21 protein-coding genes are annotated in these 24,315 nt (G+C 72.0%); 12 read left to right on the top strand and 9 right to left on the bottom strand.

From position 1 onward, the window contains the following. Positions 1 to 7: 7 nt before the first annotated feature. Complete coding sequence (locus E1294_RS00620) at positions 8 to 1,342, top strand: aromatic amino acid ammonia-lyase (RefSeq protein ID WP_132503622.1); 1,335 nt, start codon at positions 8 to 10, stop codon at positions 1,340 to 1,342. A 4-nt stretch (positions 1,343 to 1,346) separates the two neighbouring features. Here the strand turns inward: E1294_RS00620 and E1294_RS00615 are convergent, their stop codons facing one another. Then, entirely contained in the window at positions 1,347 to 2,345 is a 999-nt protein-coding gene (locus E1294_RS00615; RefSeq protein ID WP_132503621.1) for a LacI family DNA-binding transcriptional regulator, read from the bottom strand. Between the two features lie 289 nt (positions 2,346 to 2,634). Here E1294_RS00615 and E1294_RS00610 point away from each other — a divergent pair, with 289 nt between their 5' ends. Together E1294_RS00610 and E1294_RS00605 are read left to right on the top strand one after the other, a co-directional pair. Further along, positions 2,635 to 3,495, top strand: a complete 861-nt coding sequence (locus E1294_RS00610) for an amidohydrolase family protein (RefSeq protein WP_132503620.1) — start codon at positions 2,635 to 2,637, stop codon at positions 3,493 to 3,495. Further along, positions 3,492 to 4,031: a cysteine dioxygenase gene (locus tag E1294_RS00605; protein WP_132503619.1), complete on the top strand. Its 540-nt coding sequence runs from the start codon at positions 3,492 to 3,494 to the stop codon at positions 4,029 to 4,031. The genes E1294_RS00610 and E1294_RS00605 overlap by 4 nt, the downstream gene beginning before the upstream one ends. On the opposite strand, the gene E1294_RS00600 is transcribed toward E1294_RS00605, so the two are convergent. After that, positions 3,994 to 4,683 carry a hypothetical protein gene (locus E1294_RS00600; protein WP_132503618.1) on the bottom strand — a complete coding sequence of 230 codons (690 nt, stop codon included), beginning with the start codon at positions 4,681 to 4,683 and terminating at the stop codon, positions 3,994 to 3,996. The genes E1294_RS00605 and E1294_RS00600 overlap by 38 nt on opposite strands. 15 nt (positions 4,684 to 4,698) lie before the next feature. Beyond that, positions 4,699 to 5,862 carry a CynX/NimT family MFS transporter gene (locus E1294_RS00595; protein WP_165977012.1) on the bottom strand — a complete coding sequence of 388 codons (1,164 nt, stop codon included), beginning with the start codon at positions 5,860 to 5,862 and terminating at the stop codon, positions 4,699 to 4,701. A gap of 69 nt (positions 5,863 to 5,931) precedes the next feature. Here E1294_RS00595 and E1294_RS00590 point away from each other — a divergent pair, with 69 nt between their 5' ends. The 9 genes from E1294_RS00590 to E1294_RS00550 all read left to right on the top strand — a co-directional run bounded on the left by E1294_RS00590 (position 5,932) and on the right by E1294_RS00550 (position 16,110). Then, positions 5,932 to 6,924: a LacI family DNA-binding transcriptional regulator gene (locus tag E1294_RS00590; RefSeq protein ID WP_425465186.1), complete on the top strand. Its 993-nt coding sequence runs from the start codon at positions 5,932 to 5,934 to the stop codon at positions 6,922 to 6,924. A 230-nt stretch (positions 6,925 to 7,154) separates the two neighbouring features. Beyond that, the gene (locus tag E1294_RS00585; protein WP_132503617.1) at positions 7,155 to 8,120 is read left to right on the top strand and encodes a sugar-binding transcriptional regulator; all 966 of its coding nucleotides are present in this window, start codon (positions 7,155 to 7,157) and stop codon (positions 8,118 to 8,120) included. Positions 8,121 to 8,266: 146 nt separating this feature from the next. Next, the gene (locus E1294_RS00580; protein ID WP_220447485.1) at positions 8,267 to 9,355 is read left to right on the top strand and encodes an ABC transporter substrate-binding protein; all 1,089 of its coding nucleotides are present in this window, start codon (positions 8,267 to 8,269) and stop codon (positions 9,353 to 9,355) included. Positions 9,356 to 9,365: 10 nt separating this feature from the next. Further along, positions 9,366 to 10,127: an ATP-binding cassette domain-containing protein gene (locus E1294_RS00575; RefSeq protein ID WP_132503616.1), complete on the top strand. Its 762-nt coding sequence runs from the start codon at positions 9,366 to 9,368 to the stop codon at positions 10,125 to 10,127. Positions 10,128 to 10,225: 98 nt separating this feature from the next. Then, positions 10,226 to 11,464 carry a sugar ABC transporter permease gene (locus E1294_RS00570; RefSeq protein WP_132503615.1) on the top strand — a complete coding sequence of 413 codons (1,239 nt, stop codon included), beginning with the start codon at positions 10,226 to 10,228 and terminating at the stop codon, positions 11,462 to 11,464. After that, positions 11,464 to 13,002, top strand: coding sequence for an FGGY-family carbohydrate kinase (locus E1294_RS00565; RefSeq protein ID WP_132503614.1), 1,539 nt, complete (start codon positions 11,464 to 11,466; stop codon positions 13,000 to 13,002). The genes E1294_RS00570 and E1294_RS00565 overlap by 1 nt, the downstream gene beginning before the upstream one ends. After that, positions 12,999 to 14,498, top strand: coding sequence for an FGGY-family carbohydrate kinase (locus tag E1294_RS00560; RefSeq protein WP_132503613.1), 1,500 nt, complete (start codon positions 12,999 to 13,001; stop codon positions 14,496 to 14,498). The genes E1294_RS00565 and E1294_RS00560 overlap by 4 nt, the downstream gene beginning before the upstream one ends. Further along, positions 14,495 to 15,109, top strand: a complete 615-nt coding sequence (locus E1294_RS00555) for a histidine phosphatase family protein (RefSeq protein ID WP_132503612.1) — start codon at positions 14,495 to 14,497, stop codon at positions 15,107 to 15,109. The genes E1294_RS00560 and E1294_RS00555 overlap by 4 nt, the downstream gene beginning before the upstream one ends. Then, positions 15,106 to 16,110 carry a 2-hydroxyacid dehydrogenase gene (locus E1294_RS00550; RefSeq protein WP_132503611.1) on the top strand — a complete coding sequence of 335 codons (1,005 nt, stop codon included), beginning with the start codon at positions 15,106 to 15,108 and terminating at the stop codon, positions 16,108 to 16,110. Before E1294_RS00555 ends, E1294_RS00550 begins: the two co-directional genes overlap by 4 nt. Here E1294_RS00550 and E1294_RS00545 read toward each other — a convergent pair. From E1294_RS00545 to E1294_RS00520, 6 genes are all read right to left on the bottom strand, one after another. Then, the gene (locus E1294_RS00545; RefSeq protein WP_132503610.1) at positions 16,100 to 16,963 is read right to left on the bottom strand and encodes a carbohydrate ABC transporter permease; all 864 of its coding nucleotides are present in this window, start codon (positions 16,961 to 16,963) and stop codon (positions 16,100 to 16,102) included. The genes E1294_RS00550 and E1294_RS00545 overlap by 11 nt on opposite strands. Continuing rightward, positions 16,960 to 17,841, bottom strand: coding sequence for a carbohydrate ABC transporter permease (locus E1294_RS00540; protein ID WP_181958438.1), 882 nt, complete (start codon positions 17,839 to 17,841; stop codon positions 16,960 to 16,962). The genes E1294_RS00545 and E1294_RS00540 overlap by 4 nt, the downstream gene beginning before the upstream one ends. A gap of 79 nt (positions 17,842 to 17,920) precedes the next feature. Further along, positions 17,921 to 19,213, bottom strand: a complete 1,293-nt coding sequence (locus E1294_RS00535; RefSeq protein WP_132503608.1) for an ABC transporter substrate-binding protein — start codon at positions 19,211 to 19,213, stop codon at positions 17,921 to 17,923. A gap of 126 nt (positions 19,214 to 19,339) precedes the next feature. Continuing rightward, positions 19,340 to 20,098, bottom strand: a complete 759-nt coding sequence (locus tag E1294_RS00530) for an AMP-binding protein (RefSeq protein WP_165977011.1) — start codon at positions 20,096 to 20,098, stop codon at positions 19,340 to 19,342. A gap of 283 nt (positions 20,099 to 20,381) precedes the next feature. Beyond that, positions 20,382 to 22,736, bottom strand: a complete 2,355-nt coding sequence (locus tag E1294_RS00525; protein ID WP_132503606.1) for an ATP-binding protein — start codon at positions 22,734 to 22,736, stop codon at positions 20,382 to 20,384. A gap of 113 nt (positions 22,737 to 22,849) precedes the next feature. Then, the gene (locus E1294_RS00520) at positions 22,850 to 24,289 is read right to left on the bottom strand and encodes a peptidoglycan D,D-transpeptidase FtsI family protein (RefSeq protein WP_165977010.1); all 1,440 of its coding nucleotides are present in this window, start codon (positions 24,287 to 24,289) and stop codon (positions 22,850 to 22,852) included. Positions 24,290 to 24,315: the final 26 nt, after the last annotated feature.

Below are 24,315 nucleotides of genomic sequence, written 5' to 3'. Positions count from 1 at the left end.
GTCCCCCATGGAGCTCGACGGTGCCGGCCTGACGTGCGCGCAGGTGCACGAGGCGGCGTACGACGGGGCCCGGGTCACGATCTCCTCCCTCGATCGGGCCCGGGCCGCGTGGGCCACCGCCCAAGGGCTGCGGGGCCCCGTCTACGGACGGAGCACCGGAGTCGGCGCCAACAAGGCCGTCACTGTGGAAGCCCCCGGTCTCGACCTGCTGCGCAGCCACGCGTGCGGCGCCGGCGCACCGATCTCGCCCGCACGGGCCAGGGCGATGCTCGTCGTCCGGCTCAACCAGTTCGTCGCGGGCGGATCCGGCATCGACCCGGCCGTGCTCCCGGTGCTGGCGCACGCCGTCAACGCCGGTTTCACCCCGCCGATCAGGACGTACGGCGCCATCGGCACCGGCGACCTGACGGCCCTGTCCATCACCGCCCTGTGCCTGCTGGGCGAGCACCCCTGGCGCCACGACGGCGCCTCACCGGCCGAGGAGCCCCGCTTCCCGCTGGCGTCGAGCGACGCGCTGCCGTTCATCAGCTCGGGGGCCGCCACGCTCGCCGACGCCGCCATCGCCTGCCACCGCCTGCGCCTGCTCCTCGAAGCGGCGGTCGACGTCGCCGCGATGTCGTTCACCGCCGTCGACGCCTCCGCGGAGCCGCTGGCCGCCGCCGTCCAGGAGGCCCGCCCCCATCCCGGACAGGCCGTCGTCGCCACCCGCCTGCGGGCCCTGCTCAGCCAGGGGCTGGCCACCCGCATCCAGGACCCGTACGGATTCCGGGCCTTCGCCCAGGTGCACGGCGCGGCCGTGGACGCGCTCGACCGGACCACCGCGACGATCGAGATCGACCTCAACGCGGCGACCGAGAACCCGCTCATCTCCGGCACCCTGGCCTGGCACAACGGCAACTCCCACGCGGCCCCGGTGGCGCTGGCCCTCGACGCGCTGCGGGCGGCGATCGTGCAGACCGCCCAGCTCAGCACCGCCCGCCTGGCCGCGCTCATGGACCCCGCCTACACCGGCCGCCTGCCGTTCCTCGCCCGGCAACGTGGCTCCTCCGGGGCCCTGATCCTGGAATATGTGGCCCAGGACGCCATGGCCGTGCTGCGCCACCTCGCGGTGCCGGTGACGACGGGCACGGCGGTGATCTCGCTCGGCACGGAGGAGCACGCGAGCTTCGCCACCCAGGCCGCCCGCCTCACCCTGCGCTGCCTGGAGCCCTTGGCGCTCGTCCTGGCCTGCGAGCGCACCGCGGCTCTCAGGGCCCGCCAGGCTCCGCCCCCGGACCGGCCACTCACCGACGACCTGGAGGAGTCACGCCTCGCCCTTTCGGCACCGGGACACCTGGCGTGACGCGTTACCGGAGGGCGGACGCCCGGGCGACCGAGCCGCGTTCCCTGAGCGCGGGCGCCTGCACGACGTGCCGCCGCCGGGTGCCACCGTCGGCCGCCGCGGCCATGAGCCGGACCGCAGCCCGCACGATGCCGTCGATGCCCCAGTCGACCGTCGTCAGGCCGGGCGTGAGCAGGCCCGACATGGGATGGTTGTCGTAGCCCATGACCGACACGTCGCCCGGGATCGACAGCCCGAGCTCCTGAGCGGCCGCGTAGACGCCGTAGGCGATCGAGTCGGCGAAGCAGAAGACGGCGCTCGGCTCTTTCGCCGCCAGGATGTCGTGGGCCACCGCCGTCGCGTCGGCCAGGCCGTGGGGCGAGGTGGCGACCTGGATGTCCAGGCCCAGCCGCTCGGCCTCGGCCATCACGTGCACGTCGGCGGGGCGGTCGGGCGTGCTGGCCCGGGTGGGCGTGAGCACGGCGATGCGGTGGTGGCCGAGGGCGCGCAGGTGCTCGAGGGCCAAGGTCACGCCGCGCCGGTTGTCGAAGACGACCTCGCCGGCCGTGCCCGCGATCGAGTCGCCGACCGCGATCACCGGCAGCGACTCGCACAACTCCGGCCAGAACGCCGCCGCCGGGTCGATCGGCTGCACGATCATGCCGTCGACCCGCTGGTCGCGGAGCTGCTGAGCCACCGCCCGCTCCCTGGCGGGATCGCCGAACGCGTCGAGGATCAGCGAGTAACGATCCTTCTCGCGCAGCCCCCTGCTGATGCCGACCGCCAGGGACTGCTGCCACAGGTCCTCCAGCGAGCCGCACAGCAGGCCGATCATGCCGGTGCGGCCGCTGGCCAGCGCCCTGGCGATGGGATCGGCCTCGTAGCCGAGCTCGGCCGCCGCGGCCCGCACGCGCTCCTTCGTCTCCTCGGACACCTGCAGGCCGCGCAGCGCGTAAGAGACGGCCGCGGGGGACAGGCCCGTCGCCTGAGCCACCTCGCGGATCGTCGCTCTCTTTCGAGGCATTAGGCCAGCCTATTGGGTGCCACCGACAGAAGCTGATTTCCCGACGCAGGCATGTCGGCTCCGTCATCCGACGGTGAGGACATGTCTTCAGCATCCATCCTGACGCACCGCGTGTCGAGCCGCGGGACCCGGTCCTCGGTGACCCGCCCGCGGTCGGCGCGCGGGCAGTTGACAAGCGTCAGGTGAAGCGGTTCACTGAATCGTATCACTGAACCGTTTCACGTAGCGGATTTCGCTGCGTAGACGCTTTGCATGTATTGTGAGTAGGAAATAGGGGAAGGAGTGACCCGTGAGCATCGACGTGCACCAGCACCTCTGGACCAGTGCGTTCGTCGACGCCCTGCGCGCTCGCACCTCCCCGCCCCGCCTCGACGGCTGGACGCTGCTCCTCGACGGCGAGCCGCCCTACGACGTCGACCCCGCCGACCACCAGCACCGCGACACCACCGGCCTGGAGCTGGCGCTGGTGTCGCTGTCCAGCCCGCTCGGCGTCGAGTTCCTGCCGCCCGAGGAGTGCTGGCCGCTGATCGACGCCCACCACGACGGCGCCCTGGCGCTGGGCGAGCCCTTCGGCGCGTGGGCGGCCACCTGCCACCGCGACGTCGACCCCGACCGCCTGGCCAAAGATCTCGCCAGAGGCTTCGCCGGGCTGCAGATGCCGGCGACGGCCGTGCCCGACGACCGGCTGCTGGAGGTGCTGACCGGCCTGGACCTGCCGCTGTTCGTGCACCCCGGGCCGGCCGCCCCTTCCGAGGGCGCGCCGCCGTGGTGGCCCGCGCTGGTGCCGTACGTGCAGCAGATGCACGCCGCATGGCACCACTTCCACGCCGTCGTCAGGCCCCGGCACCCGAGGCTGCGCGTCTGCTTCGCCCTCCTGGCCGGGCTGGCGCCGCTGCACTCCGAGCGCCTCATCGCCAGGGGCGGCGGCGGGCGCGGCCTGATCGACCCCGGCTTCTACGTGGAGACCTCCTCCTACGGCCCGCGCGCGATCGACGCGATCGTCCGCGAGCTCGGCATCGACGTCGTCGTCAACGGTTCCGACGCGCCCTATGCCACCGCACCCGACCCCGGACTCGGCGCCGCGGCCGCGCACGCCATCCGGGTCGTCAACCCCCGCCGCCTACTCAGCAGAAAGGAGTCTCGTACGTGAGCACCGACCAGATTCAGGACGAGGGCATTTGCACCCGGCTCCCGGAGCGCGCTCTCGACCGGCGTGAGCTCCGCGACCTGGTGAACGACCTGGCCGCCCGCCCGGAGGAGTGGCTCGGCCAGGTCGACTTCCCCGCCGACGGCGGCAGGCACTACGCCTCGCTCTACCGCGACGCGTACGTGGACGTCTGGCTGCTGTGCTGGCGTCCCGAGGACGACACGGGCTGGCACGACCACGACATCTCCTCGGGGGCGGTCCACGTGGTGCGGGGCGCGCTGCTGGAGTGCAACCCGCGCATCGGCGGCCAGCACCTGGAGACCGTGGTGACGGAGGGCCAGTCGTTCGCGTTCGGGCCCGACCACATCCACCGGCTCACCGGCGCGGTCGACCACAGCGTCTCCATCCACGCCTACTCGCCGCCGCTGTGGCGGCTCGGCCAGTACTCGATCGAGTCGAGCGGCGTCATGCGCCGCGTCTCGGTGAGCTACGCCGACGAGCTCAGGCCGTTGGACGAGCCGGTCGGTTCTGTGGCCTGAGCACGCAACAACTCCCGCAGGGCTCCACGTCGGGCAGGGTGATCCACAGGCAGCAGGTCCTGCGGAAATAGCCGTCGCCGGCGGGCTCGATCAGCCCGTCGACCGGCGGGCCGACCTCCCTCAGCAACCGCATGTAGTCGCCCTCGACGATCGAGGTCAGCGGATGGGCGACGGCCTCGGCGGTGGACCCCCACAGCGTGCGCTCGCCCACCTTGGCCAGGGAGCCGAGGGCCTTGACCAGCGGCGCCTGAGACTCGGCCAGCGCCTCACCGATCGCGCCCGCGCCCGAGCCCCAGCTCACTCGCGTCGCCGCGAGGGTCACCCCGGCGGCGGACACCTTGAGGTAGGTGTCACGCAGCCGCATGAGCGGCACCTTCCCGTCCAGCGCCCACCCGAGCACCATCGGCAGGGTGTGCCAGTAGCCGTAGGTCTTCCAGAACAGCGCCGCGCCGACGTGCCGAGGCGCGTTCCAGCGCGCGGCCGTCTCGTCGGCCAACTCGGCGAGCAGGGTGTACGGCTCCCGCACCAGCTCGGCGGCGGGCGTCCAGCTCTCGTCGGGCTCGATGACGAGGCGGGGCTCCACGCCGAGGATCCCGCCACGCGCGTCGGCGACCCGCTGGAGCACCTCGGTCAGCACCGCGAACCCCCGCACATCCGTAGGCAAGCCTTACCTGCCCAACGTAGCAGGGCGTCCGGCCTTCGACCCCGCCACGATCTGCACCGCGAGCACCCCTAGCCCGGCCATCAGCGGCACCGACCATCCGCCCGAGACCTCCCTGAGCAGCCCGAACACCATCGGTCCCAGCGCCGCGACGCCATATCCGACCGACTGGGCCACCGCCGACAACGCGGTCACCGTGGCCGGGTTCGCCGGGCGCAAGGCGATGATCAGCAGCGCCAGCACGAACGAGGCGCCCTGGCCGACGCCGAGCACGATCATCCACAACCACGGCAGTGTCGTCGGGGCCAGCAACATCCCCAGATACCCGAGCACGGTCAGCACGCCCGCGCCCACCACGTACGGCACCTGCGAGCTCCGCCGCCCGGCCAGCACCGGAACGGCGAGCGAGGTGCCCACCTGGACGAGGTTCGTCAGGCTGAGCAGGTAGCCGGCCTGGTCGGCGGGCACCCCGGCCTCCAGGAAGATCGTCGGCAGCCAGGCCAGCATGACGTAGAAGGTCAGCGACTGCAGCCCCATCAGGGCGGTGACGTACCACGTCACGGGGCTGCGCAGCACCGTGCCGATCGGCCGGGGGCCCTCCTGCCCCCCGGCGCGTCCGCGCCGCGCCTGCGGGAGCCAGAGCACGGCCGCGAGCAGCGCGGGCACCGCCAGCAGCGCCGAGACGCCGCGCCAGCCGTACCCTGTGACGTGTTCGAGCGGGATCACCAGCGCCGAGGCGGTGGCCGCGCCGGCGACGACGGAGGAGACGTAGACGCCGGTCATGAGGTTGAGCCGGGAGGGGAAGTGTTGCTTGACGACGCCGGGCATGGCGACGTTCATGACGGCGATCGCGGTGGCCGCCAGGGCCGAGCCGAGGTAGAGCATGGGCGCGCCGTCGAGACCGCGCAGCGAGACGCCCGCCGCGATGACGAGCAGGCCGGCGAGGAGCGTGCGGTCGAGCCCGATGCGCCGGGCGAGCAGCGGCACCACCGGCCCGAAAACGCCCAGGCAGACCACCATGACCGTGGTGATCGCGCCGCCGCCCGCAGGCGAGAGCCCGACGTCGTCCATGATCTCGTCGAGGAGCGGCGAGATCCCCGCGATCGCCGGACGGAGGTTGAGCGCGGCCAGCACGAACCCCGCGACGAGCGCCACAGATCGCAACGACATAGGCGACTACTCTCGCATAACCGGTTGACAACGTTGTCGGACCCCTCGTCGGTGAGACATGATCCTGGCGTGAGACCGACGATGAAGGACGTCGCCTCGGCGGCGGGCGTGGCGCTCAAGACCGTCTCGCGCGTCGTGAACGGCGAACCCGGCGTGCACCCCGCCACGGCCGAGCGGGTGCGGGCGGCCATCGACCGGCTGGGCTACAGCCGCAACGAGAGCGCGAGAGTGCTGCGCAGAGGCAGGACCGCGACGATCGGACTGGTCATCGAGGACGTCGCGGACCCGTTCTACTCCGGCCTGAGCAGGGCCGTGGAAGAGATCGTCATCGACCACGGCTGCCTGCTGCTGAGCGGGTCGTCGGGCGAGCAGCCCGGCAGGGAGCGTGAGCTGGTCGAGACGTTCTGCGCGCGCCGGGTCGACGGGCTGATCGTGGTGCCCGCCGGCGAGGACCACACGTACCTGCGCAGCGAGCTGGAGGCCGGGACGCCCGTGGTGTTCGCCGACCGGCCGCCGGGCGCGGGACTCGACGTCGACACCGTGCTCGCCGACAACGTCAGCGGAGCCGGGCAGGCGGTCCGCCACCTCCTGGGCCACGGCCACGGCCGGATCGCCTTCCTCGGCGACGACCCGGCCATCTTCACGGCGGCCCAGCGCCTCCAGGGCTACCGCGCGGCCCTCGGCGGCCTGTACGACGAGCGGCTGGTGGCGATGCGGCCGCCGTCGCTGGAGGCCGTACGCGCCGACCTGGCCGGCATGCTGGCCCTCGACGATCCGCCGACGGCGGTGTTCGCCGGCAACGGCCGCTACACCGTGACCGTGCTGCGCGCCCTTGCGGGGCAGCGGCTGGCGCTGGTCGGGTTCGACGACTTCGAGCTGGCCGACCTGCTGCAACCCGGGGTGACGGTGGTGGCTCAGGACCCGTCGTGGATGGGGCGGGTGGCGGCCGAGCTGCTGTTCCGCCGCCTGCGGGGCGACGTGGGGCCGTCCGAGCACATCGAACTCCCCGTCCGTCTCATCCCTCGCGGCTCCGGTGAGATCCCCGCCGCCCCTCACCCCTGACCACGGCCCCGCACCCACCGACCGGCCCGCCTCGGACCGGGTCACCTCGGCGGCCACCTGCGGAAGAGCCGCTTCCCGGATCCGCGCGTCGCGGCGCTGTGACGCGCCCGCCCCTCGGCGACGTCTTGGTCAACGGCTAGCGTTTCCCCGGAGCGATGCCGCCGCTGACGTATAGTCGTTGCGCATCAGTTCTGCAAAAGTGTTCACACACGTCATTCAGGAGCGCGCGCATGAATGCCGCCGACGTCGCACCCGAGGCGCAGACCCGATTCCCCCATGAGCTGATGTACACGGCGGCGCAGCAGTACTACATGGAGGACGCCACTCAGGGCGACATCGCCAAACGGCTGGGCGTCAGCAGGGCGACCGTCAGCCGGCTGCTCACGGAGGCCCGCAAGCAGGGCATCGTGGAGATCAAGGTGCACCGGCCCGCCTCGATGGAGGACGGCCCGCTGGCCGCTGAGGTGGCGCGGGCGCTCGGCCTGGGGCAGGTCTTCATCGTGCCCAAGGTCAGCGGCCCCGCGCTGGGCCCGTGGCTGGCCCCCGGCGTGGCGCGCGCGCTGGCCGGGGTGGGGCTGGAGTCGGGCGACGTCGTGCTCGTCTCGTCGGGCACCACGGTCTACGAGTGCGCCCGCGAAGGGCTCGGGCACTATCCGGGCGTCACGATCGCGCCCGCCGTGGGCGGCCAGGAGGAGCCCCAGCCCTGGTTCCAGACCAACGAGACCACCCGCATCCTGGCCGAACGCGTCGGCGGCGTGCCCGCCTACCTCTACGCGCCCGCCCTGCCGGGCCCCGAGCTGTTCTACTCACTCCAGCACGAGCCGTCCGTGCGCCGGGTCATGGACCTGTGGGCGCACGCCAAGTGCGCCCTCGTGGGAGTCGGCTCGGCGCCGCTGATGCGGCAGATGACGCCCGCTTTCATGCCGCGCGACGCCGAGGCCCTGCGCCAGGCCGTGGGCGACGTCTGCATGCGCGTCTACGACAGGGAGGGCATCCCGCTGACCTACCCGGGCAGCGAACGCCTGGTCGCCGCGCGGCTGGAGGAGCTGCGCCGCATCCCGGCCACCATCGCCGTCGCCGTCGGCGCGGAGAAGGTGCTCTCGATCATCTCCGGCGCCCGTGGCGGCTACTTCAACCAGCTCGTCACGGATGCCCCGACGGCGGAGGGCATTGTGGCCGCCGCACGCCAACTCTGAACATCTTTGCTGGACAAAGTTTCTGAACGCGCGCTAACGTGAGCCGCACCACAGGATAAGCCCCTGGTGAGGGGCTATGTCCATGTCTCGGGGGCAGCGAGCGTTTGGATCCGTCCGCGAGGACGTAGCGAGTGAGGAACGAACCCGTGAACAGAGCTCAGATGCGGACCACCGCGTTCGCCGTGGCGGCAGTGCTCGCAAGCTCGGTGCTGGCCGCGTGCGGCTCAGACTCCGGCTCGACCGGCGGGGACACCGCTGCCGGCGGCGACGTGCAGAACGCCAAGGTCGCCTTCCTCATGCCCGACCTCGCCTCGACCCGTTACGAGCTGCAGGACAAGCCGTTGTTCGAGGCCAAGATGAAGCAGCTCTGCCCGAGCTGCCAGGTCATCTACCAGAACGCCGACTCCGACGCGGCCAAGCAGCAACAACAGGCCAACTCCGCGCTCGCCCAGGGCGTCAAGGCGATCGTGATCGACCCGGTCGACTCCGCCGCCGCGGCCACCATCGTCAAGTCGGCCCAGTCGCAGCAGGTGCCGATCATCGCCTACGACCGGCCGATCCCGGCCACGCCGGCCGACTACTACATCTCGTTCGACAACGAGAAGATCGGCTCGATGATCGCCCAGTCCCTGGTCGACCACCTCAAGGAGGAGCAGGCCGAGGGCGGCATCCTCCAGGTCAACGGCTCCCCCACGGACGCCGCGGCCGGCCTGATCAAGAAGGGCATCCACAGCGCCGTCGACCCGAGCGGCTTCAAGCTGCTGGCTGAGTACGACACCCCCGACTGGCAACCCGAGAAGGCGCAGACCTGGGTGAGCGGCCAGATCACGCAGTACAAGGGCCAGATCGCCGGCGTGGTCGCGGCCAACGACGGCACCGGCGGCGGCGCCATCGCCGCGTTCAAGGCGGCGGGCGTGGAGGTGCCGCCGGTCACCGGCAACGACGCCGAGCCCGCCGCCGCCCAGCGCGTCATCGCGGGCGACCAGTACAACACGATCTCCAAGCCCATCAAGATCGTGGCCGAGGCCGCGGCGAACGTGGCCTGGGGCTTCATGCAGGGCGAGAAGCCCGCGGGCAAGGCCACGCTCTACGACACGCCGTCCGAGCTGTTCGTCCCCACGGTGGTCACCAAGGACAACATCAAGGAAGTGCTCTTCGACAGCGGCATCATGAAGGCCGCCGACATCTGCACGGGCGCGTACGCCAAGGGCTGCGACGAGCTCGGCATCAAGTAGGAGAGCACCGATGACCGTCCTGTCGCTGCGCGGGATCAGCAAGACCTTCGGCGCCGTGGCCGCGCTCACCGACATCGAGCTCGACGTCGCCGCGGGCGAGGTCGTCGCGATCGTGGGAGACAACGGCGCGGGCAAGTCGACCCTGGTCAAGATCCTGGCGGGCGTGCACGCGCCCGACTCGGGCAGGGTCACCTTCGAGGGCCGCGACGTCGAGATCCCCACGCCGGCCGCCGCGCACAAGCTCGGCATTGCCACCGTCTTCCAGGATCTGGCGCTCTGCGAGAACCTCAACGTGATCCAGAACCTGTTCCTCGGCCAGGAGGTCCGCCCGCTGCGGCTGGACGACGTGGCCATGGAGACCCGCTCGTGGGAGTTGCTGCGCCAGCTCTCCGCCAAGATCCCGAGCGTGCGGGTGCCGGTCGCGGCCCTGTCGGGCGGCCAGCGGCAGACCGTGGCCATCGCCAGGTCACTGCTCGGCGACCCCAAGGTGATCATCCTCGACGAGCCCACGGCCGCGCTGGGCGTGGCGCAGACGGCCGAGGTGCTCAACCTCGTCGAGCGGCTGCGCGAGAACGGCCTGGGCGTCATCATGATCAGCCACAACATGGCGGACGTGAAAGCCGTCGCCGACACCGTGGTGGTGCTGCGGCTCGGCCGCAACAACGGAGTCTTCGGCGTGGCCGACGTCTCCACCGAGGACATCATCGCCGCCATTACCGGCGCCACCGACAACGCGGTCTCCAGACGAACCGGCAAGGGAGCGTCGTCGTGAAGGAGCGCCGTCGCCTGGAGGAGCGCCCGGAGCGCAGCGACCAGAGCAGGGGAAGGCGGCGGCATAGGGCGACCGAGCCCGCCGAACGAAGTGAGGCCATGAAAACAGTGACCACGACCGCTGACAGGCAGGACGAGCGCCTGCAGGATCGCGCGGGGCTGGCCGGCGCGGTCACCGACGTGATCGAGCGCGCTCGCGGCGGCGACCTGGGCGTCATCCCGGTCGTGGTCGGGCTCGTGGTCATCTGGACGGTGCTGCAGGTCCTCAACCCGATCTTCCTGTCCAGCGCGAACCTGGTGAACCTCACGCTGGAGTCCGCCGCCGTCGGCATCATCGCGCTGGGCGTCGTGTGCGTGCTGCTGGTCGGGCAGATCGACCTGTCCGTCGGGTCGGTCAGCGGGCTGTCCGGCGCGGTGCTCGCGGTGCTGTTCGTGAGCGAGGGGTTGCCTGTCTGGCTCGCGATCGCCGCCTCGGTGCTCATGGGCGCGGCCGTCGGCTGGTTGTACGGGCAGCTGTTCAACCGGTTCGGGGTGCCGAGCTTCGTGATCACACTGGCCGGCCTGCTCGGCTTCCTGGGCCTGCAGCTGTACGTGCTGGGCGCCAAGGGGTCGATCAACCTGCCATTCGACTCGGGCCTGGTGAACTTCGCCCAGCTCGACTTCGTCCCTGCCTGGTTGTCGTACACGTTCGCGGTGGTCGCGGCCGTGTGGTTGTTCGCCAGCGGGTTCCTCCACGCCCAGCAGCGGCGCAAGGCCGGGTTGTCGGCGAGAACCGTCACCGCCCTGGCCGTCAGGAGCGCGGCGCTGCTCGTGGTGCTGGCCTTCGTGGTCTGGTATCTCGGCCAGACGCGCGGCGTCGGCTGGATGTTCGTCTTCTTCGTGGCGCTGGTGCTGATCATGCACTACCTGCTGTCGCGGACGAAGTGGGGCAGGGCCGTCTACGCCGTCGGCGGCAACGTCGAGGCCGCGCGCCGCGCGGGCATCAACGTCAGAGCGATCTACACCTCCGTGTTCGTGCTCTGTTCGACGTTCGCCGCGGTCGGCGGCATCCTGGCCGCCGCCAGGCTCGCGGCAGCCAACCAGAGCAGCGGCGGCGGCGACGTCAACCTCAACGCCATCGCGGCGGCCGTGATCGGCGGGACGAGCCTGTTCGGCGGGCGCGGCACGGCGTTCGGCGCGCTGCTCGGCGTCATCGTGATCCAGTCCATCTCCAGCGGGCTGACGCTGCTCAACCTGGACTCCTCGATCCGGTTCGTGGTCACCGGGGTGGTGCTGCTGCTTGCGGTGGTCGTCGACTCGGTGTCGCGCCGGTCGAGGACCTCACACGGCAGGGCCTGATGGCGATCATCTGCGTGGACGCGGGGACCACGGTCATCAAGGCGGTCGGCTACGACTCCTCGGGGGCGGAGTCGTACGTCGCCCGGCGGGAGACCACGGTCTCCCGGCCGGCGCCCGGCCACGCCGAGCAGGACATGGACGCCGTCTGGGCCGCGGTCGCCGACACGGTCCGCGAGGTCGCGGCCCGGATGGGCGAGCCGGGCGCCGGCGCAGGTGCGGGGCCGGGTGCGGGGCCGGGTGCGGGCCCAGGTGTGGACAGGGTCGACTTCGTGGCGGTGACGGCGCAGGGCGACGGCTGCTGGCTGGTCGACGCCACCGGCCGGCCGACCGGGCCGGCGATCCTCTGGAACGACGCCAGGGCCGCCGCCACGGTCGACGCCTGGACCCGTTCGGGGCTCGCGGCGGCGGCCTTCCGCCTGAACGGCTCCTCGGCCGCGTCCGGGCTGCCGCACGCCATCCTGACCTGGTTGCGCGCGAACGACCCCGGCCGGCTCGACCGGTCACACGCCAACCTGACCTGCGGCGGCTGGATCTTCTCCCGGATGACCGGGAAGCTCGTGGCCGACGAGTCCGACGCGTCCGCGCCGTTCATGGACCTGCGTGCGCGGGCGTATTCAGCCGAGCTTCTCGGCATGTTCGGCATGGAATGGGCCGGGCGGCTGCTGCCCGAGATCCGTTCCTGCCCGGTCGCCGAGCTGACGGCGGGCGCCGCCGCGTCGCTCGGCCTGCCCACCGGCACGCCGGTCGTGATGGCCCCCTACGACATCGCCTCGACGGCCCTGGGCGCGGGCGCGGTGGCGCCGGGGCAGGCGTGCGGCATCCTCGGCACCACGCTGTGCACCGAGGTCATCGTCGGAGCCCCCGACCTGGACGGCGACCCGATCGGCATCACGATCGCGCTGCCCGGCGGCTATCTGCGGGCCTTCCCCACGTTCGCCGGCACGGAGGTCGTGCAGTGGACGTGCCGCCTGCTGGGCCTGGACGACCCGGCCGAGCTGGGCGAGCTGGCCCGGCAGAGCCCGCCGGGCGCGGGCGGCCTGACGTTCCTGCCCTACCTGTCGCCCGCCGGGGAGCGGGCGCCCTTCTCCGACCCACTGGCGAGGGGCGCGCTGCACGGCATGTCGTTCGAGCACGGCCGCGAGCACGTCGCCAGGGCCGCGCTCGAAGGGCTCACGATGGTCATCCGCGACTGCCTGGCCGCCACCGGCACCGCGCCGACGGAGCTGCGCGCGAGCGGGGGCGGCTCGGCCAGCGCCACCTGGCTGGCGATGATCGCCGACGTCACCGGGCTGCCCGTGCGCCGCCCGGCCGACGCCGAGGTGGGCGCGCGGGGCGCGTACCTGGTGGGGCTGGCCGCCACGGGCGCCGCGCCGTCCGTCGCCGACGCGGCGGCCCAGCACGTACGCCTGCGCGACGCCGTCGAGCCCGATCCCGGGCGCCAGGCCCGCTATACCCGGCTCTTCGACGACTTCCTGAGCCTCCGGGGCGCCAGCGCAGGCACGTGGCCGCTGCTCGCCGACATGAGGGGCTGTACATGAGCGTGTGGATCGGCGTCGACCTCGGGACGCAGAGCGTCCGGGCGATGGCCGTCACCGGCGGCGGCGACGTGCTCGGCGCCGCCGCGCGCCCGCTGACCAGCCACCGTGACGGTCCCCGCCACGAGCAGGACCCCGAAGAGTGGTGGCGGGCGCTGGCCGGCGCCACCCGCGAGGCGCTGCGTGACGTGCCTCCGGGGCGGGTGGCGGGAGTGGCGGTGGACGCCACCTCTGGAACGATCCTGCTCGCCGACGCCCGCGGCGGGGCGCTGACGCCCGCGCTGATGTACGACGACCGGCGGGCGGCGGACGAGGTCGCGCGGGTCAACGAGGTGGGCGGGCACGTGTGGGAGCGGCTCGGCTACCGGCGCATGCAGCCCAACTGGGCGCTGCCGAAGCTGCTGTGGTTGCTGCGCGACGCGCCGCAAGGGGCGCGGCCGGCGCACCAGAGCGACTTCGTCAACCGGCGGCTGACCGGCCACGAGGTGGCCACCGACCTGAGCAACGCGCTCAAGACCGGCGTCGACCTGATCGAGGAGCGCTGGCCCGCCGAAGTGCTCGACGCGCTGGGGGTGCCCGCGGAGATCCTCCCCGAGGTCGTACGGCCGGGCGCCCGGCTGGGTGTGGTGTGTCCTGAGGCCGCCGAGCAGACCGGCATCCCGGCCGGCACGCCGGTGGTCGCCGGGACCACGGACGGCTGCGCGGCCCAGCTCGGCGCGGGGGCGCAGCAGGCCGGCAGCTGGAACTCCGTGCTGGGCACCACGCTGGTGCTGAAGGGCGTGACGGAGGAGCTGATCCACGACCCGCTCGGCGTCGTCTACTCGCACCGCGCGCCGGACGGCTCGTGGTTGCCCGGCGGGGCGTCGAGCACGGGAGCGGGCGTGCTGAGCCGGGACCTCCCCGGCCGTGACCTCGACACGCTCAGCGCCCAGGCCGCCGCCAGGTTCGGCCCGGATCCGGGATCGCCGGGTCTCTCTGCCGGATGGCCGAGGGCGATCACCTACCCGCTGGTCTCCCGGGGGGAACGGTTTCCCTTCGCCGCGCCCGACGCGGAGTCCTTCACGCTCGGCTACCCGGCCGACGACGTCGACCGCTACGCGGCGATCCTGCTCGGCGCGGCCCTCGTCGAACGGCTCTCCTTCGACTACCTCGACCTGCTCGGCGCCCCCGCGGACGGCGAGATCATCCTGACCGGCGGCGCCACCAGGAGCGCGTACTGGACCCGGCTCAGGGCCGACGTCCTCGGCCGCCCGGTGACGTTGCGGGAGAACGCCGAACCCGCGCTCGGCATGGCCGTGCTCGCGGCCGGCAGCGCCACGGGTGGGCTCGATGGCGGGTCTCCCGGGGAACACGGCCGGATGATCAGGACGCGGGCCGTGGTCGAGCCATCAGGGGCCGACCTGCGCGAGGCGTACCTGCGTTTCGTCGCCGAGCTGGAACGCCGCGGCTGGCTCGGCGAGGCCGCCGCACGACACGCCCGTGAAAGGACCGCCCGATGACCGAGCTCGTGCTCGTGCGCCACGGCGAGACCGTCTGGCACGCCGAGAACCGCTACGCCGGGCTCACCGACATCGAGCTGACCCCGCGCGGCCACGAGCAGGCCGCCCGGCTCGCCGGATGGGCCGCGACCGCGGGCCTTGAGGGCGTGTGGGCCTCGACGCTGAGCCGGGCCCGCATCACCGCCGAGGCGAGCGCCACAGCGGCGAAGGTGGCGACGCGCGTGGACGCCAGGCTGCGCGAGCTGGACTTCGGCCAGGGCGAGGGCCTGACGTCGGCAGAGATGGCGGCCCGCTTCCCCGAGGCCCGCGCCGCGTTCGAGGCCGACCCCGCAGCACACCCGCTGCCGGGAGGCGAGGACCCGCGTCAGGCCGCCGAGCGTTTCGTCGCCGCGCTGCACGACATCGCCGCCGCGCACCACGGCGGACGCGTGCTGGTGGTCGCGCACACCACCGCTCTCAGGCTCGCCCTGTGCCACCTCATCGGGGTGCCGCTCGGCGAATACCGGCGGCTGTTCCCCCGTCTGGACAACTGCGCGCTGACCGAGCTGCGGCTGAACGCGGGACGGCCGGCGCTGCTGCAGTACAACTCCCCGATTGGAGCCGTTCGTTGACCATCCGAGTCCTTGCCGCAGGCGACCACTTCGTCCAGAACCGCCTGCTCATCGACGCGCTCAGGCGGGAGGTGCCCTCCGAGGTGGACTTCCGCGAGCTGACGCTGCCGTGGCCGGTGGAGCCGTTCGGCCGGGTGGGCGAGGTCGAGGAGGCATCCGACGTGGAGGACGCGCTGATCGAGGCGCTGCGCGGCGTCGAGGTCTGCGTGACCCAGATGGCCCCGCTGACCAAGCGCGTCCTGGACGCCTCCCCCGATCTGCGGCTGTTCTGCGTGAGCAGGGGCGGGCCGGTGAACGCCAATCTGGAGGCGGCCGCGCAGGCGGGCGTGGCCGTGACGTACGCGCCGGGCCGCAACGCCGTGGCCACCGCCGAGCACACGCTCGCCATGCTGCTCGCCGCCACCCGCAGGATCCCGCGGACGCACGCCGACCTGGCGGGCGGCGTGTGGCGGGGCGACTACTACACCTACGACAACGTGGGCCCCGAACTGGAGGGCGGCACGGCCGGCCTGATCGGGTACGGCGCCATCGGCAGCCGCGTGGCCCGCATGCTGGCGGGTTTCGGCGCGGAGGTCCTGGTCCACGACCCGTACGTGGACGTGCCCGGCAAGGTGAAGCTCCCCGAGCTGCTCGAACGCTCCCGTTTCGTCTCCCTGCACGCCCGCGCCACCCCCGAGACCACCGGCATGATCGGCACGGCCGAGATCGCCGCCATGCCGCAGGGTTCGGTCCTGGTCAACTGCGCGCGCGGCGCGCTGCTGGACTACGACGCGCTGTGCGACGCGCTGGAGTCCGGGCACCTGTTCGGTGCCGCCATGGACGTCTTTCCCGAGGAGCCGATCCCGCCGGGCTCGCGCCTGCTCGCCGCGCCGAACCTGGTGATGACCCCGCACCTGGCCGGGGCCAGCAAGGAGACGGCGATGAAGGCGGCCTCGATCGTGGCCGCGGACGTGGCCCGCTACGTGCGCGGCGAGCCACTGGCCCATGTGGCTACCCCTTGAGCGCGCCCGCCATGAGCCCGCGCATGAAGAACCGGCCGAGCAGGATGTAGATCAACATCGTCGGGATGGACGAGAGGATGGCCGCCGCCATCTGCTGGCTGTACGGGGTGGCCTGCGCGCCCGCGATGTTGTTCAGCATGACGGTCGCCGGCCAGCTCGTCGGCCCGGTCAGGAACACGGCGAACAGGAAGTCGTTCCAGAGCGAGGTGAACTGCCAGATGACGACCACCGCGATCGCGGGCGCCGACACCGGCAGCACCACCGACCAGTACGTCCGCAACATGCCCGCGCCGTCCACCCGCGACGCCTCGATGAGCTCGTCGGGGATCGTGACGTAGTAGTTGCGGAAGATCAGCGTGCAGATCGGGATGCCGTAGACGACGTGGGCGAGCACCAGCCCGGGGATGCCGCCGTAGAAGACGCCCTGCAGCCCGGTCAGGTCGTTCAGCCCGACGAGCAGCTGCACCAGCGGGATCATCACTCCCTGGTACGGGATGAACATGCCGAACAGGAACAGGGTGAACAGCAGGTCCGCGCCGGGGAAGCGCCACTTGGACAGCACATAGCCGTTCATGGAGCCCAGCGCGCACGACAGCAGCGAGCCGGGCACGGCCAGCAGCACGCTGTTCCACAACCCTGGGGCGAGTTTCTCCCAGGCGACCCGCCACGCCTCGGTCGTCCACGTCTGCGGCAGGTTCCAGGCCTGGCTGGGGTCCGCCTCCGTGAGCGGCTTGAAGCTGGTGACCAGCAGGACATAGATCGGGATCAGGAAGATCACCACGAAGGCGATCAGCACGCCGAACCGCGTCCAGGCGAACGCCGTGCCCCTCCGCCCGGCCCTCACCGCTGTCATTGACGCCTCTCCTTACGCACGGACCAGATCAGGTACGGGATCACGAAGATCGCCACGCTGAGGACGATGTAGGAGGCGATCGTGGCCCCCTTGGCGGGATCGTGGGAGTCGAAGACCGCCACCCACATGAACACCGCGGGAACGTCGGTGATGATCTGCTTGCCCGACACCGCGACGATCAGGTCGAAGACCTTGAGCGAGATGTGCCCCAGGATGATCAGCGCGGACAGGGTCACCGGCCTGAGCAGGGGCAGCACGACGTGCCGGTAGACGCCCCACTCGTTGCAGCCGTCCACGCGGGCGGCCTCGCGCAGTTCCTCGGGCACACCGCGGAAACCGGCCAGGAACAACGCCATGACATATCCGGACATCTGCCAGATGGCCGGCAGCGCCATCGCCGCCATGCCCCAGTCCGGATCCCTGAACCACTGCCACTGCGGCAACCCGATCGCGTCGAACAGCCGGTTGAGCCCGACCGCCCGCTCGCCCGTCCCCGAGTTCATCAGCCACCGCCACACGATCCCGGTCGCGACGAACGAGATGGCCATCGGGAACAGGTAGATCGCCCGGAACGTCCCCTCGCCCCTGATGCCCTTCTCCATGAGGAACGCCAGCAGCCACCCGAGCACCAGCGCCCCGAGCACGAACACGACCGTGAACACGATCGCGTGCTGGACCGACAGGTGCCATCGGGCCTGGTCCCAGATGTCGATGAAGTTCTGCAGCCCCACGAACTCGCCCTCGGACACCTCATCGTGCTTGTCCGTCATGGCCAGCCGGAAGTTCCAGCCGAGCATGCCGTACACGAAGACGCCGATCAGAATGATCGACGGCGTGACGAGGAGAAGCCCGGGCAGCCACGTGCGCGCCCGCCTCACAAGCAATCCCTCCCACGGACGCGGCAGGCCGCCGAGTGCGGCCTGCCGGGCCCGTCGCGTGGTTGTCCTACCGGATCCTCTACTGGGCGTTGGCCGTGGCCGCGTCGGCCAGCCCCTGCTGCAGCGCCTTGACGTCCTTGGTGCCGAGGAACAGGCCGACCTGCTCGTTGATCGCGGCCAGCCACGGCTGGTTCACCGCCACACCGTGCTGGACCGACCCGGCGAGCTTGTTGCTCGACCAGTCCTTCAGCGCGTCGGCCAGGTAGTCGGTGTAGAGCGACTCGTCGGCATCCTTGCGTGCGGGGATCGAGCCCTTCTTCGGGTTGAAGGCGTCCTGGCCCTCCTTGCTTGCCGCGACCTTCAGCCAGGCCAGCGCCCCGTCACGGTTCTTCGCGCCCTTGGGCAGGGTGAAGCTGTCGGACAACCACAGGTACGTGCCCTCGGTGCCGGGAGCGGGCGCCCAGTCGAAGTCGGTCTTCGACTCCTTGCCCAGGCCGCCCTCCGGAGGGTTGTGGAAGTAGCCGTAGGCCCAGTCGCCCATGATGTTGAAGGCGGCCTCGCCGTCGGCGACCTGCTTGGCCGCGGGCTGCCAGTCGTCCTGCGGGTCGCCCGCGTACTCCATGATCTTGGCGAAGTTCTGCAGGGCCGTGGTCACCTGCGGGCTGTTCCAGTCGGCGCCCGGATTGAACAGGGCGTTGTACGCGTCGGTGCCCAGCGAGCCGAGCAGCACGCTCTCCAGCAGGTGGGTGACGGTCCACTCGGAGCCGATCGACAGCGGGATCTTGCCCTTGGCCTTGACCTTCTCCAGGGCCGCGACGAACTCCTCGATCGTCTTGGGCGCCCCGGCCACACCGGCCTCCTTGAGCACCGCCGGGTTGAACCACAGGACGTTGGACCGGTGGATGTTCACCGGCACCGAGTAGATCTTGCCCTCCACGCTGATCTGCTCGACGAGCTGGGCCGGGAAGACCTCCTTGAGCTTCAGCTCGTCGTAGAGCGAGGTCAGGTCCTCCAGGTTGCCGGCCTTGATGTAGCCCTGCAGCTCGGCACCCGCGTGGCCCTGGAAGGTGTCAGGAGGGGTGCCCGCCTGGAGCTTCGACTGCAGCAGGGCCTTGGCCTTGTCGCCGGAGCCGCCCGCCACCGCCGCGTCGAAGAAGGTATAGGTCGGGTTCTGGTCCTCGAAGATCTTCCGCATCGCGGCAAGGCCGTCGGCCTCACCCGGGCCCGTCCACCAGGAGAAGACCTCAACCTGCTGTTTCCCGCCGCTGTCGGCGGAGGGCGACTGTGCTGTCTGCGCACCGCCACCGCCGCAGGCCGTCAGGCCCAGCACGCTCACCATCGTGATCGAGGCGGCCACCAACCACCGTCGCATCGCACACCATCCCTTCGAAGCCCCCCGAAGCAGGTGATTCTTGACAACGTTGTCAACAACGGCTATCAACCCACTTTCCCCGCCGCGCCGTCAAGGGAGAGCGGGTAACAGGTCCGCATAATCAGCTCAAGCGCGCCTCAACACGCCGCCGGGACCCGACACCACCGTGACGCTGAAACCGTGGCCCCCCGCCAGGTCGTCGCCGTGCGCGGCGACCACCGTCGCCCCCTTCGACACGCCCAGCGCGATCAGGGCCGGCAGGTCGCAACCCCCGCCGGGAGTCCACGTGGCCAGCACCACGTCCGACTCGGTCAGGCGTACGGGCCGGTCGAGCTCGGCCATCCTGGCCAGCAGGTCCGCGTGCGACAGCCGGCGGCCGCCGGCCGGCAGGAGCGCGGTCTGGCGCCTGGCGTCGAGCACGGGCAGCGCGGTGGGCGCGAGCGAGACCAGCTCGCTGAAGTCGATCGTGTCGAGCGCCGCGCCCAGCGAGACGATCTGCCGCACGCGGGACCGCTCGGCCGCGCGCACCGCCGTCGCCGCCAGGTCCGGCGTTGTGACGAGGGTGCGCGCGTCGCACTCCCGCAACCACGCGGCCAGCTCGTACGCGCCGAGCGCCGGATCGATGGGCGCCGCCACCCCGCCCGCGGCCAGCACCGTGTGCACGGCCAGCGTCTGCGCGCCCGCCGTCGAGACGTGCACGCCCACCACCTGATCACGCCGCGCACCCCTGGACACCAGGCCCGATGCCGCCCTGGTCACCTCGGTCACCAGCTCGCGGTAGCCGTAGACGCGACCGCCCCGCACGTCGACGAGTGCCGGCCGGTCGCCACGCCCGTAGGCCAGCCGGAAAACCTCGTGGATCACGGTGCCGGTGGTCGGCTTCATGCCTGACAACGTACGGCCGCCTGACGGGACCGGCATCCGCCGATGTGTGTAGGCCGATATGCATTATTCGGGCGGGCCCGAGCCCTGCGTGGCTCGAGCCCGCGGTCACGCGCCCACGACCGGACCGCCACCCCTCCGAGGAGGCCCGGCCGGCACGGACACGTGACGACCCACACGCGAGGCAAGCCCCGCGATCGAACGGTAAGCCCTCCGGGCACCCCCGCACATGCTCTGACATGGCCATTCGACGATGTAGACGGCCGGCGCGGCCATGTGTAGAAGCTCAACGGCTGCCGATCATCCATGCGGCGATCTGTGTACGCGTGGAGAAGCCCAGCTTCGACAGGATGTTGGCCACGTGGCGGGCGGCGGTCGCCGGGCTGATGACCAGCTCGTCGGCGATCGCCCGGTTGCTGAGCCCTCTCGCGACCAGCTCGGCGATCTCGCGTTCCCTGGCCGTGAGCCTGCTCTCCTGGACGACCGGGACGAACGCCGCCGCCGGCGGGTCGGGCCGCGTGCCGTCGAGCACGCAGGACACCGCCTGGTCGGCCGTCATCTTCGCGCCCTCGGCCCAGAGCACGGCCACCAGCTCGTCGCCGAGGAGCGCCCGCGCGGGACGCAGGACGTTCTCGGTGCGCGCGTCGGGCTGGCGGCCGCGCAGCGCCACGGAGGCCGCGATCAGCAACACCCCCAGCCGGTGGTCGCCCTCGGCCGTGGCCAGGCTCGCCCACGCCTCCAGCCTTCTGGCGATGCCGCAGCGCAGCCCGGCGTCGCGGCTGAGCACCAGCGCCTCGGTGAGCATGGCCCTGGCCGTCGCCAGGTCTCCCTGGTCGAGCGCCACACCGCCGAGCCCGGCCAGGCCGCTCGCCTTCTGCTGCCTGGCGTCGACGTGCCCGATGAGGCTCAGCGCCGACTCGTAGTGCCGCTTGGCCGCGGCCAGGTCTCCCGTGCTCCTCGCCACCTGCGCCAGGCCGATGTGGCCGGACGAGCGCCCGACGTGGTTGTCGAGCTCCTCGTTGATCGCCAGGACCTCGCCGTACGCGCGCCGCGCCTCGCGCAGCCGGCCCTGGCGCAGGGCCGACGCCGCCCTGCCGCTGTGGGCCAGCGACTCCAGGATGCGGTCGCCGGACCGCTTGGCCGCATCCAGCGCCCGGGCCGTCATGTCGTGATCGCCGGTCAGCCAGGCCAGCACGATCAGGCCGGCGGCCACGCCGTACATGTCGTGGGCGGTCGCGCACGCGGCCAGCCCGGCGCGGACCCACCGCAGAGCGGGCTCCCTGTCACCCGCCGCCAGGGCCAGCTCGCCGCGCAGGATCGTGGCCTGTCCGCGCAGCGCCGGCGGCACCCGCGGGGCGTCGAGAGCCAGCAGCCGGTCGAGCCGGTCGGCCACGTCGAGCTTGCGCCCGCAGCCGGTCAGCAGGAAGCGCACGTCGGTCAGCATGGTGAGCGCGGTCTCCGGCGCCTGGGTGGAGATCGACCAGTCGCAGGCCGCGGCGACCTCGGCCTTGAGCCCGTCGAACAGGTTGATGTAGCGCTCCACCACCGGCCACGACATGCGCCGCTCCGGCGCCACCACCCTCCTGAACCCGGCCGCCATGCCGGCCAGCGCCATCAGGTGGCGGTGCCGCACCTCGGTCGCCTCCCCCGACTCGGCGAGTTGCTCCAGCGCGTATTCGCGAACCGTCTCCAGCAGCCGGTAGCGCGCCTGGCCAGCGATCTCGCCGTCGAGCGCCACCAGCGACTTGTCGACCAGGTCGCACAGCCGGGGCAGCACCTCCTCCTCGGGCAGGCCGGGGCCCGAACACACACGTTCGGCCAGGTCGAGCGTCCACCCGGCGCGGAAAACGGTCGTACGGCGCAGCAGCACCCGCTCCTGCGGGCTGAGCAGCCGGTAGCTCCAGTCGACCGCCGCCCTGAGCGTCCTGTGCCGGGCGGGAGCCGTCCGCGGGCCGCCCGCCAGCAGCCGGAACCGGTCGTCGAGCCGCTCCACGAGCTGGCGTACGGACAACACCCTGACCATGGCGGCGGCCAGCTCGATCGCCAGCGGCAGCCCGTCGAGCTCCCGGCACAGTGTCACGACCAGCGGCAGCGTGTCGGCGGTCAGCTCGAAGCCGGGCCTGGCGGCGGCCGCCCTGGCCGCGAACAGCCGCACGGCCTCGCTGCCCTCGCCGTCGATCGACAGCGGCGGCACCCGCCAGACCGTCTCCCCGGGCACGCGCAGCGGCTCCCTGCTGGTGGTCAGGACGGTGAGCCCGGGACATGAGCCGAGCAGGTCGCGGCAGAGCTCGGCGCACTCGCCGATCACGGGCTCGCAGTTGTCGAGCAGCAGCAGCACACGCCGGCCGCCGATCAGCGCGCCCGGGTCGCCCGTGACGCCCAGCGACGCCGCCACGTGCGCTCTGACCTCGCCCTCCCCCACGTCGGCCAGCTCGGCCAGCCGCACTCCGCCCGCGTGGACGGGGGCGACCCGCGCCGCGAGCCGCAGGGCCAGCCGGGTCTTGCCGATGCCGCCCGCCCCGCACAGCGTCACCACCCGCGAAACGCGCATCAGCTGGACAAGCTCGTCCACATCGGACTCCCGGCCCACGAACGTGTTCGACTCGGCCGGCAGGTTGGTGAGGTCAGCGAATCGCAGCATCACTGTGAGTGTGTCACCAACTACGTCGCGCGCCCACAGTGAAATCCACGAGAAGTATGGGTGCCCGCGCACACTGACCTCTGAACCCTCCACTCCACCGCCTGCCGCTCCCGTCACGCCAGGGCGGCCTCGATCACCGCTCGCGCCACCTCACCCACCGCGTCCGCCCGGTGCCCCGGGTTCTCCAGCACCACCCCCACCGCCACCTCCGGCGCGTCCGCCGGCGCGAACGCCGTCACCAGCGCATGGTCTCCCGTGACCATGCCCTTCTCGGAGGTGTCGGACTTGGCGGCGACCTCCACCCCGGGGATGGCCGCCGGGCCGCCCGCGTGCGTGACCGTCGTCATCATCGCCGCCAGGTACCTCGCCAGCACGGGTGACAGGGCCGTACGGTAGGGCGCCGGATTAGCCCGGCCGATCACCGAGCCGTCCGGCAGCCGCTGCTCCTCCACCAGGTACGGCCGCATCAGCACCCCGTTGTTGGCCACGGCCGCCGACAACATGGCCAGCATCAGCGGCGTCACCCGGTCGTAGTGGCGGCCGATCGCGGACAGCGCGGTCCGCGCCCGGTCCATGGCGACCGGATACCTGCTGGGCGTCGTGCCCAGCGGGATCGTCAGACCCGTCGCATTGAACCCGAAAGCCTCGGCCTGGTCCCGCAGCAGGTCCTGCCCAAGCTGGAGCCCGATGCCGGCGAACGCGGTGTCGCACGACGCCATGAACGCGTACGCGAGTGTCGGCCGCTCCTGCGCGCAGCGGTCGCCGTTGTCCACGTACATGGGGGTGCCGGGCAGTCGCAGGCGGGCGGGCGCGTCCACCACGGTCGACGGGGTGTACTCGCCGGAGGCCAGCGCCGCCGCCGTGGTGACCAGCTTGAACGTGGACCCGGGCGGATACAGCCGGTGCAGCGCCCGGTTCACCATCGGCCGCGCGGGGGCGTCGCGGAACCGCCTGGCCGTCTCGGCGAGCCGGTCGGGGTCGAAGGTGGTCAGGGCGTTCGGGTCGTAGGCCGGGTAGCTGGCCAGCGCCAGGATCGCCCCCGTCGCCGGGCTGATGGCCACCGCCGCGCCCGGGACCCCGGTCGCCTTGAGACTCTGGTAGGCCGCCCACTGCGCCCGCTCGCTGATCGTCAGCCGGACGTCGGCCCCCTCCACGACGCCGTCCCTGACCAGCGACTGCACCCGCACCTTGGCGTCGTCGCCGGACAACACCGCGTCCTGCGCGCGTTCGATGCCGGTGGAGCCCGACAGGGAGACGTGGCCGGTGACGGGCGCGTACAGCTCGCCGTGCCGGTAGACCCGCCGGTAGAGGTACGGGCCCTCGCCGGTCGGGCGGCTGACGGCGACGGGCGTGCCCTCGTAGGTGAGGATGTCACCGCGCGGACGTTCGAACCTGGCGATCAGGGGCCGCTCGTTCCGGGGGTCGGCGTTGAGCGTGTGCGAGCCGAACGCCTGGATGAGCGTCACGTGCGCCAGCAACACGAACAGCATGGCCGCGCACGACCTGGCGACGCGGCGGAGCGGGATGTCGATCCGCCGCGCCCACGATGCCATGCCCTTCGGTCTACCAACCGGGGCGC

This window comes from Nonomuraea diastatica, assembly GCF_004349015.1.
GTDB classification, from domain to species: Bacteria; Actinomycetota; Actinomycetes; order Streptosporangiales; family Streptosporangiaceae; genus Nonomuraea; species Nonomuraea diastatica.
Note: the sequence above shows the minus strand (reverse complement) of the source record. Positions and strands in the feature narration are given on the sequence as shown.

Excerpts from the sequence above, each read along its gene's own strand:
- E1294_RS00620 (WP_132503622.1), top strand. The coding sequence starts at position 8 with ATGGAGCTCGACGGTGCCGGCCTGACGTGCGCGCAGGTGCACGAGGCG.
- E1294_RS00615 (WP_132503621.1), bottom strand. The coding sequence starts at position 2,345 with ATGCCTCGAAAGAGAGCGACGATCCGCGAGGTGGCTCAGGCGACGGGC.
- E1294_RS00595 (WP_165977012.1), bottom strand. The coding sequence starts at position 5,862 with ATGTCGTTGCGATCTGTGGCGCTCGTCGCGGGGTTCGTGCTGGCCGCG.
- E1294_RS00585 (WP_132503617.1), top strand. The coding sequence starts at position 7,155 with ATGAATGCCGCCGACGTCGCACCCGAGGCGCAGACCCGATTCCCCCAT.
- E1294_RS00575 (WP_132503616.1), top strand. The coding sequence starts at position 9,366 with ATGACCGTCCTGTCGCTGCGCGGGATCAGCAAGACCTTCGGCGCCGTG.
- E1294_RS00570 (WP_132503615.1), top strand. The coding sequence starts at position 10,226 with ATGAAAACAGTGACCACGACCGCTGACAGGCAGGACGAGCGCCTGCAG.
- E1294_RS00565 (WP_132503614.1), top strand. The coding sequence starts at position 11,464 with ATGGCGATCATCTGCGTGGACGCGGGGACCACGGTCATCAAGGCGGTC.
- E1294_RS00560 (WP_132503613.1), top strand. The coding sequence starts at position 12,999 with ATGAGCGTGTGGATCGGCGTCGACCTCGGGACGCAGAGCGTCCGGGCG.
- E1294_RS00555 (WP_132503612.1), top strand. The coding sequence starts at position 14,495 with ATGACCGAGCTCGTGCTCGTGCGCCACGGCGAGACCGTCTGGCACGCC.
- E1294_RS00545 (WP_132503610.1), bottom strand. The coding sequence starts at position 16,963 with ATGACAGCGGTGAGGGCCGGGCGGAGGGGCACGGCGTTCGCCTGGACG.
- E1294_RS00535 (WP_132503608.1), bottom strand. The coding sequence starts at position 19,213 with ATGCGACGGTGGTTGGTGGCCGCCTCGATCACGATGGTGAGCGTGCTG.
- E1294_RS00530 (WP_165977011.1), bottom strand. The coding sequence starts at position 20,098 with ATGAAGCCGACCACCGGCACCGTGATCCACGAGGTTTTCCGGCTGGCC.
- E1294_RS00525 (WP_132503606.1), bottom strand. The coding sequence starts at position 22,736 with ATGCTGCGATTCGCTGACCTCACCAACCTGCCGGCCGAGTCGAACACG.
- E1294_RS00520 (WP_165977010.1), bottom strand. The coding sequence starts at position 24,289 with ATGGCATCGTGGGCGCGGCGGATCGACATCCCGCTCCGCCGCGTCGCC.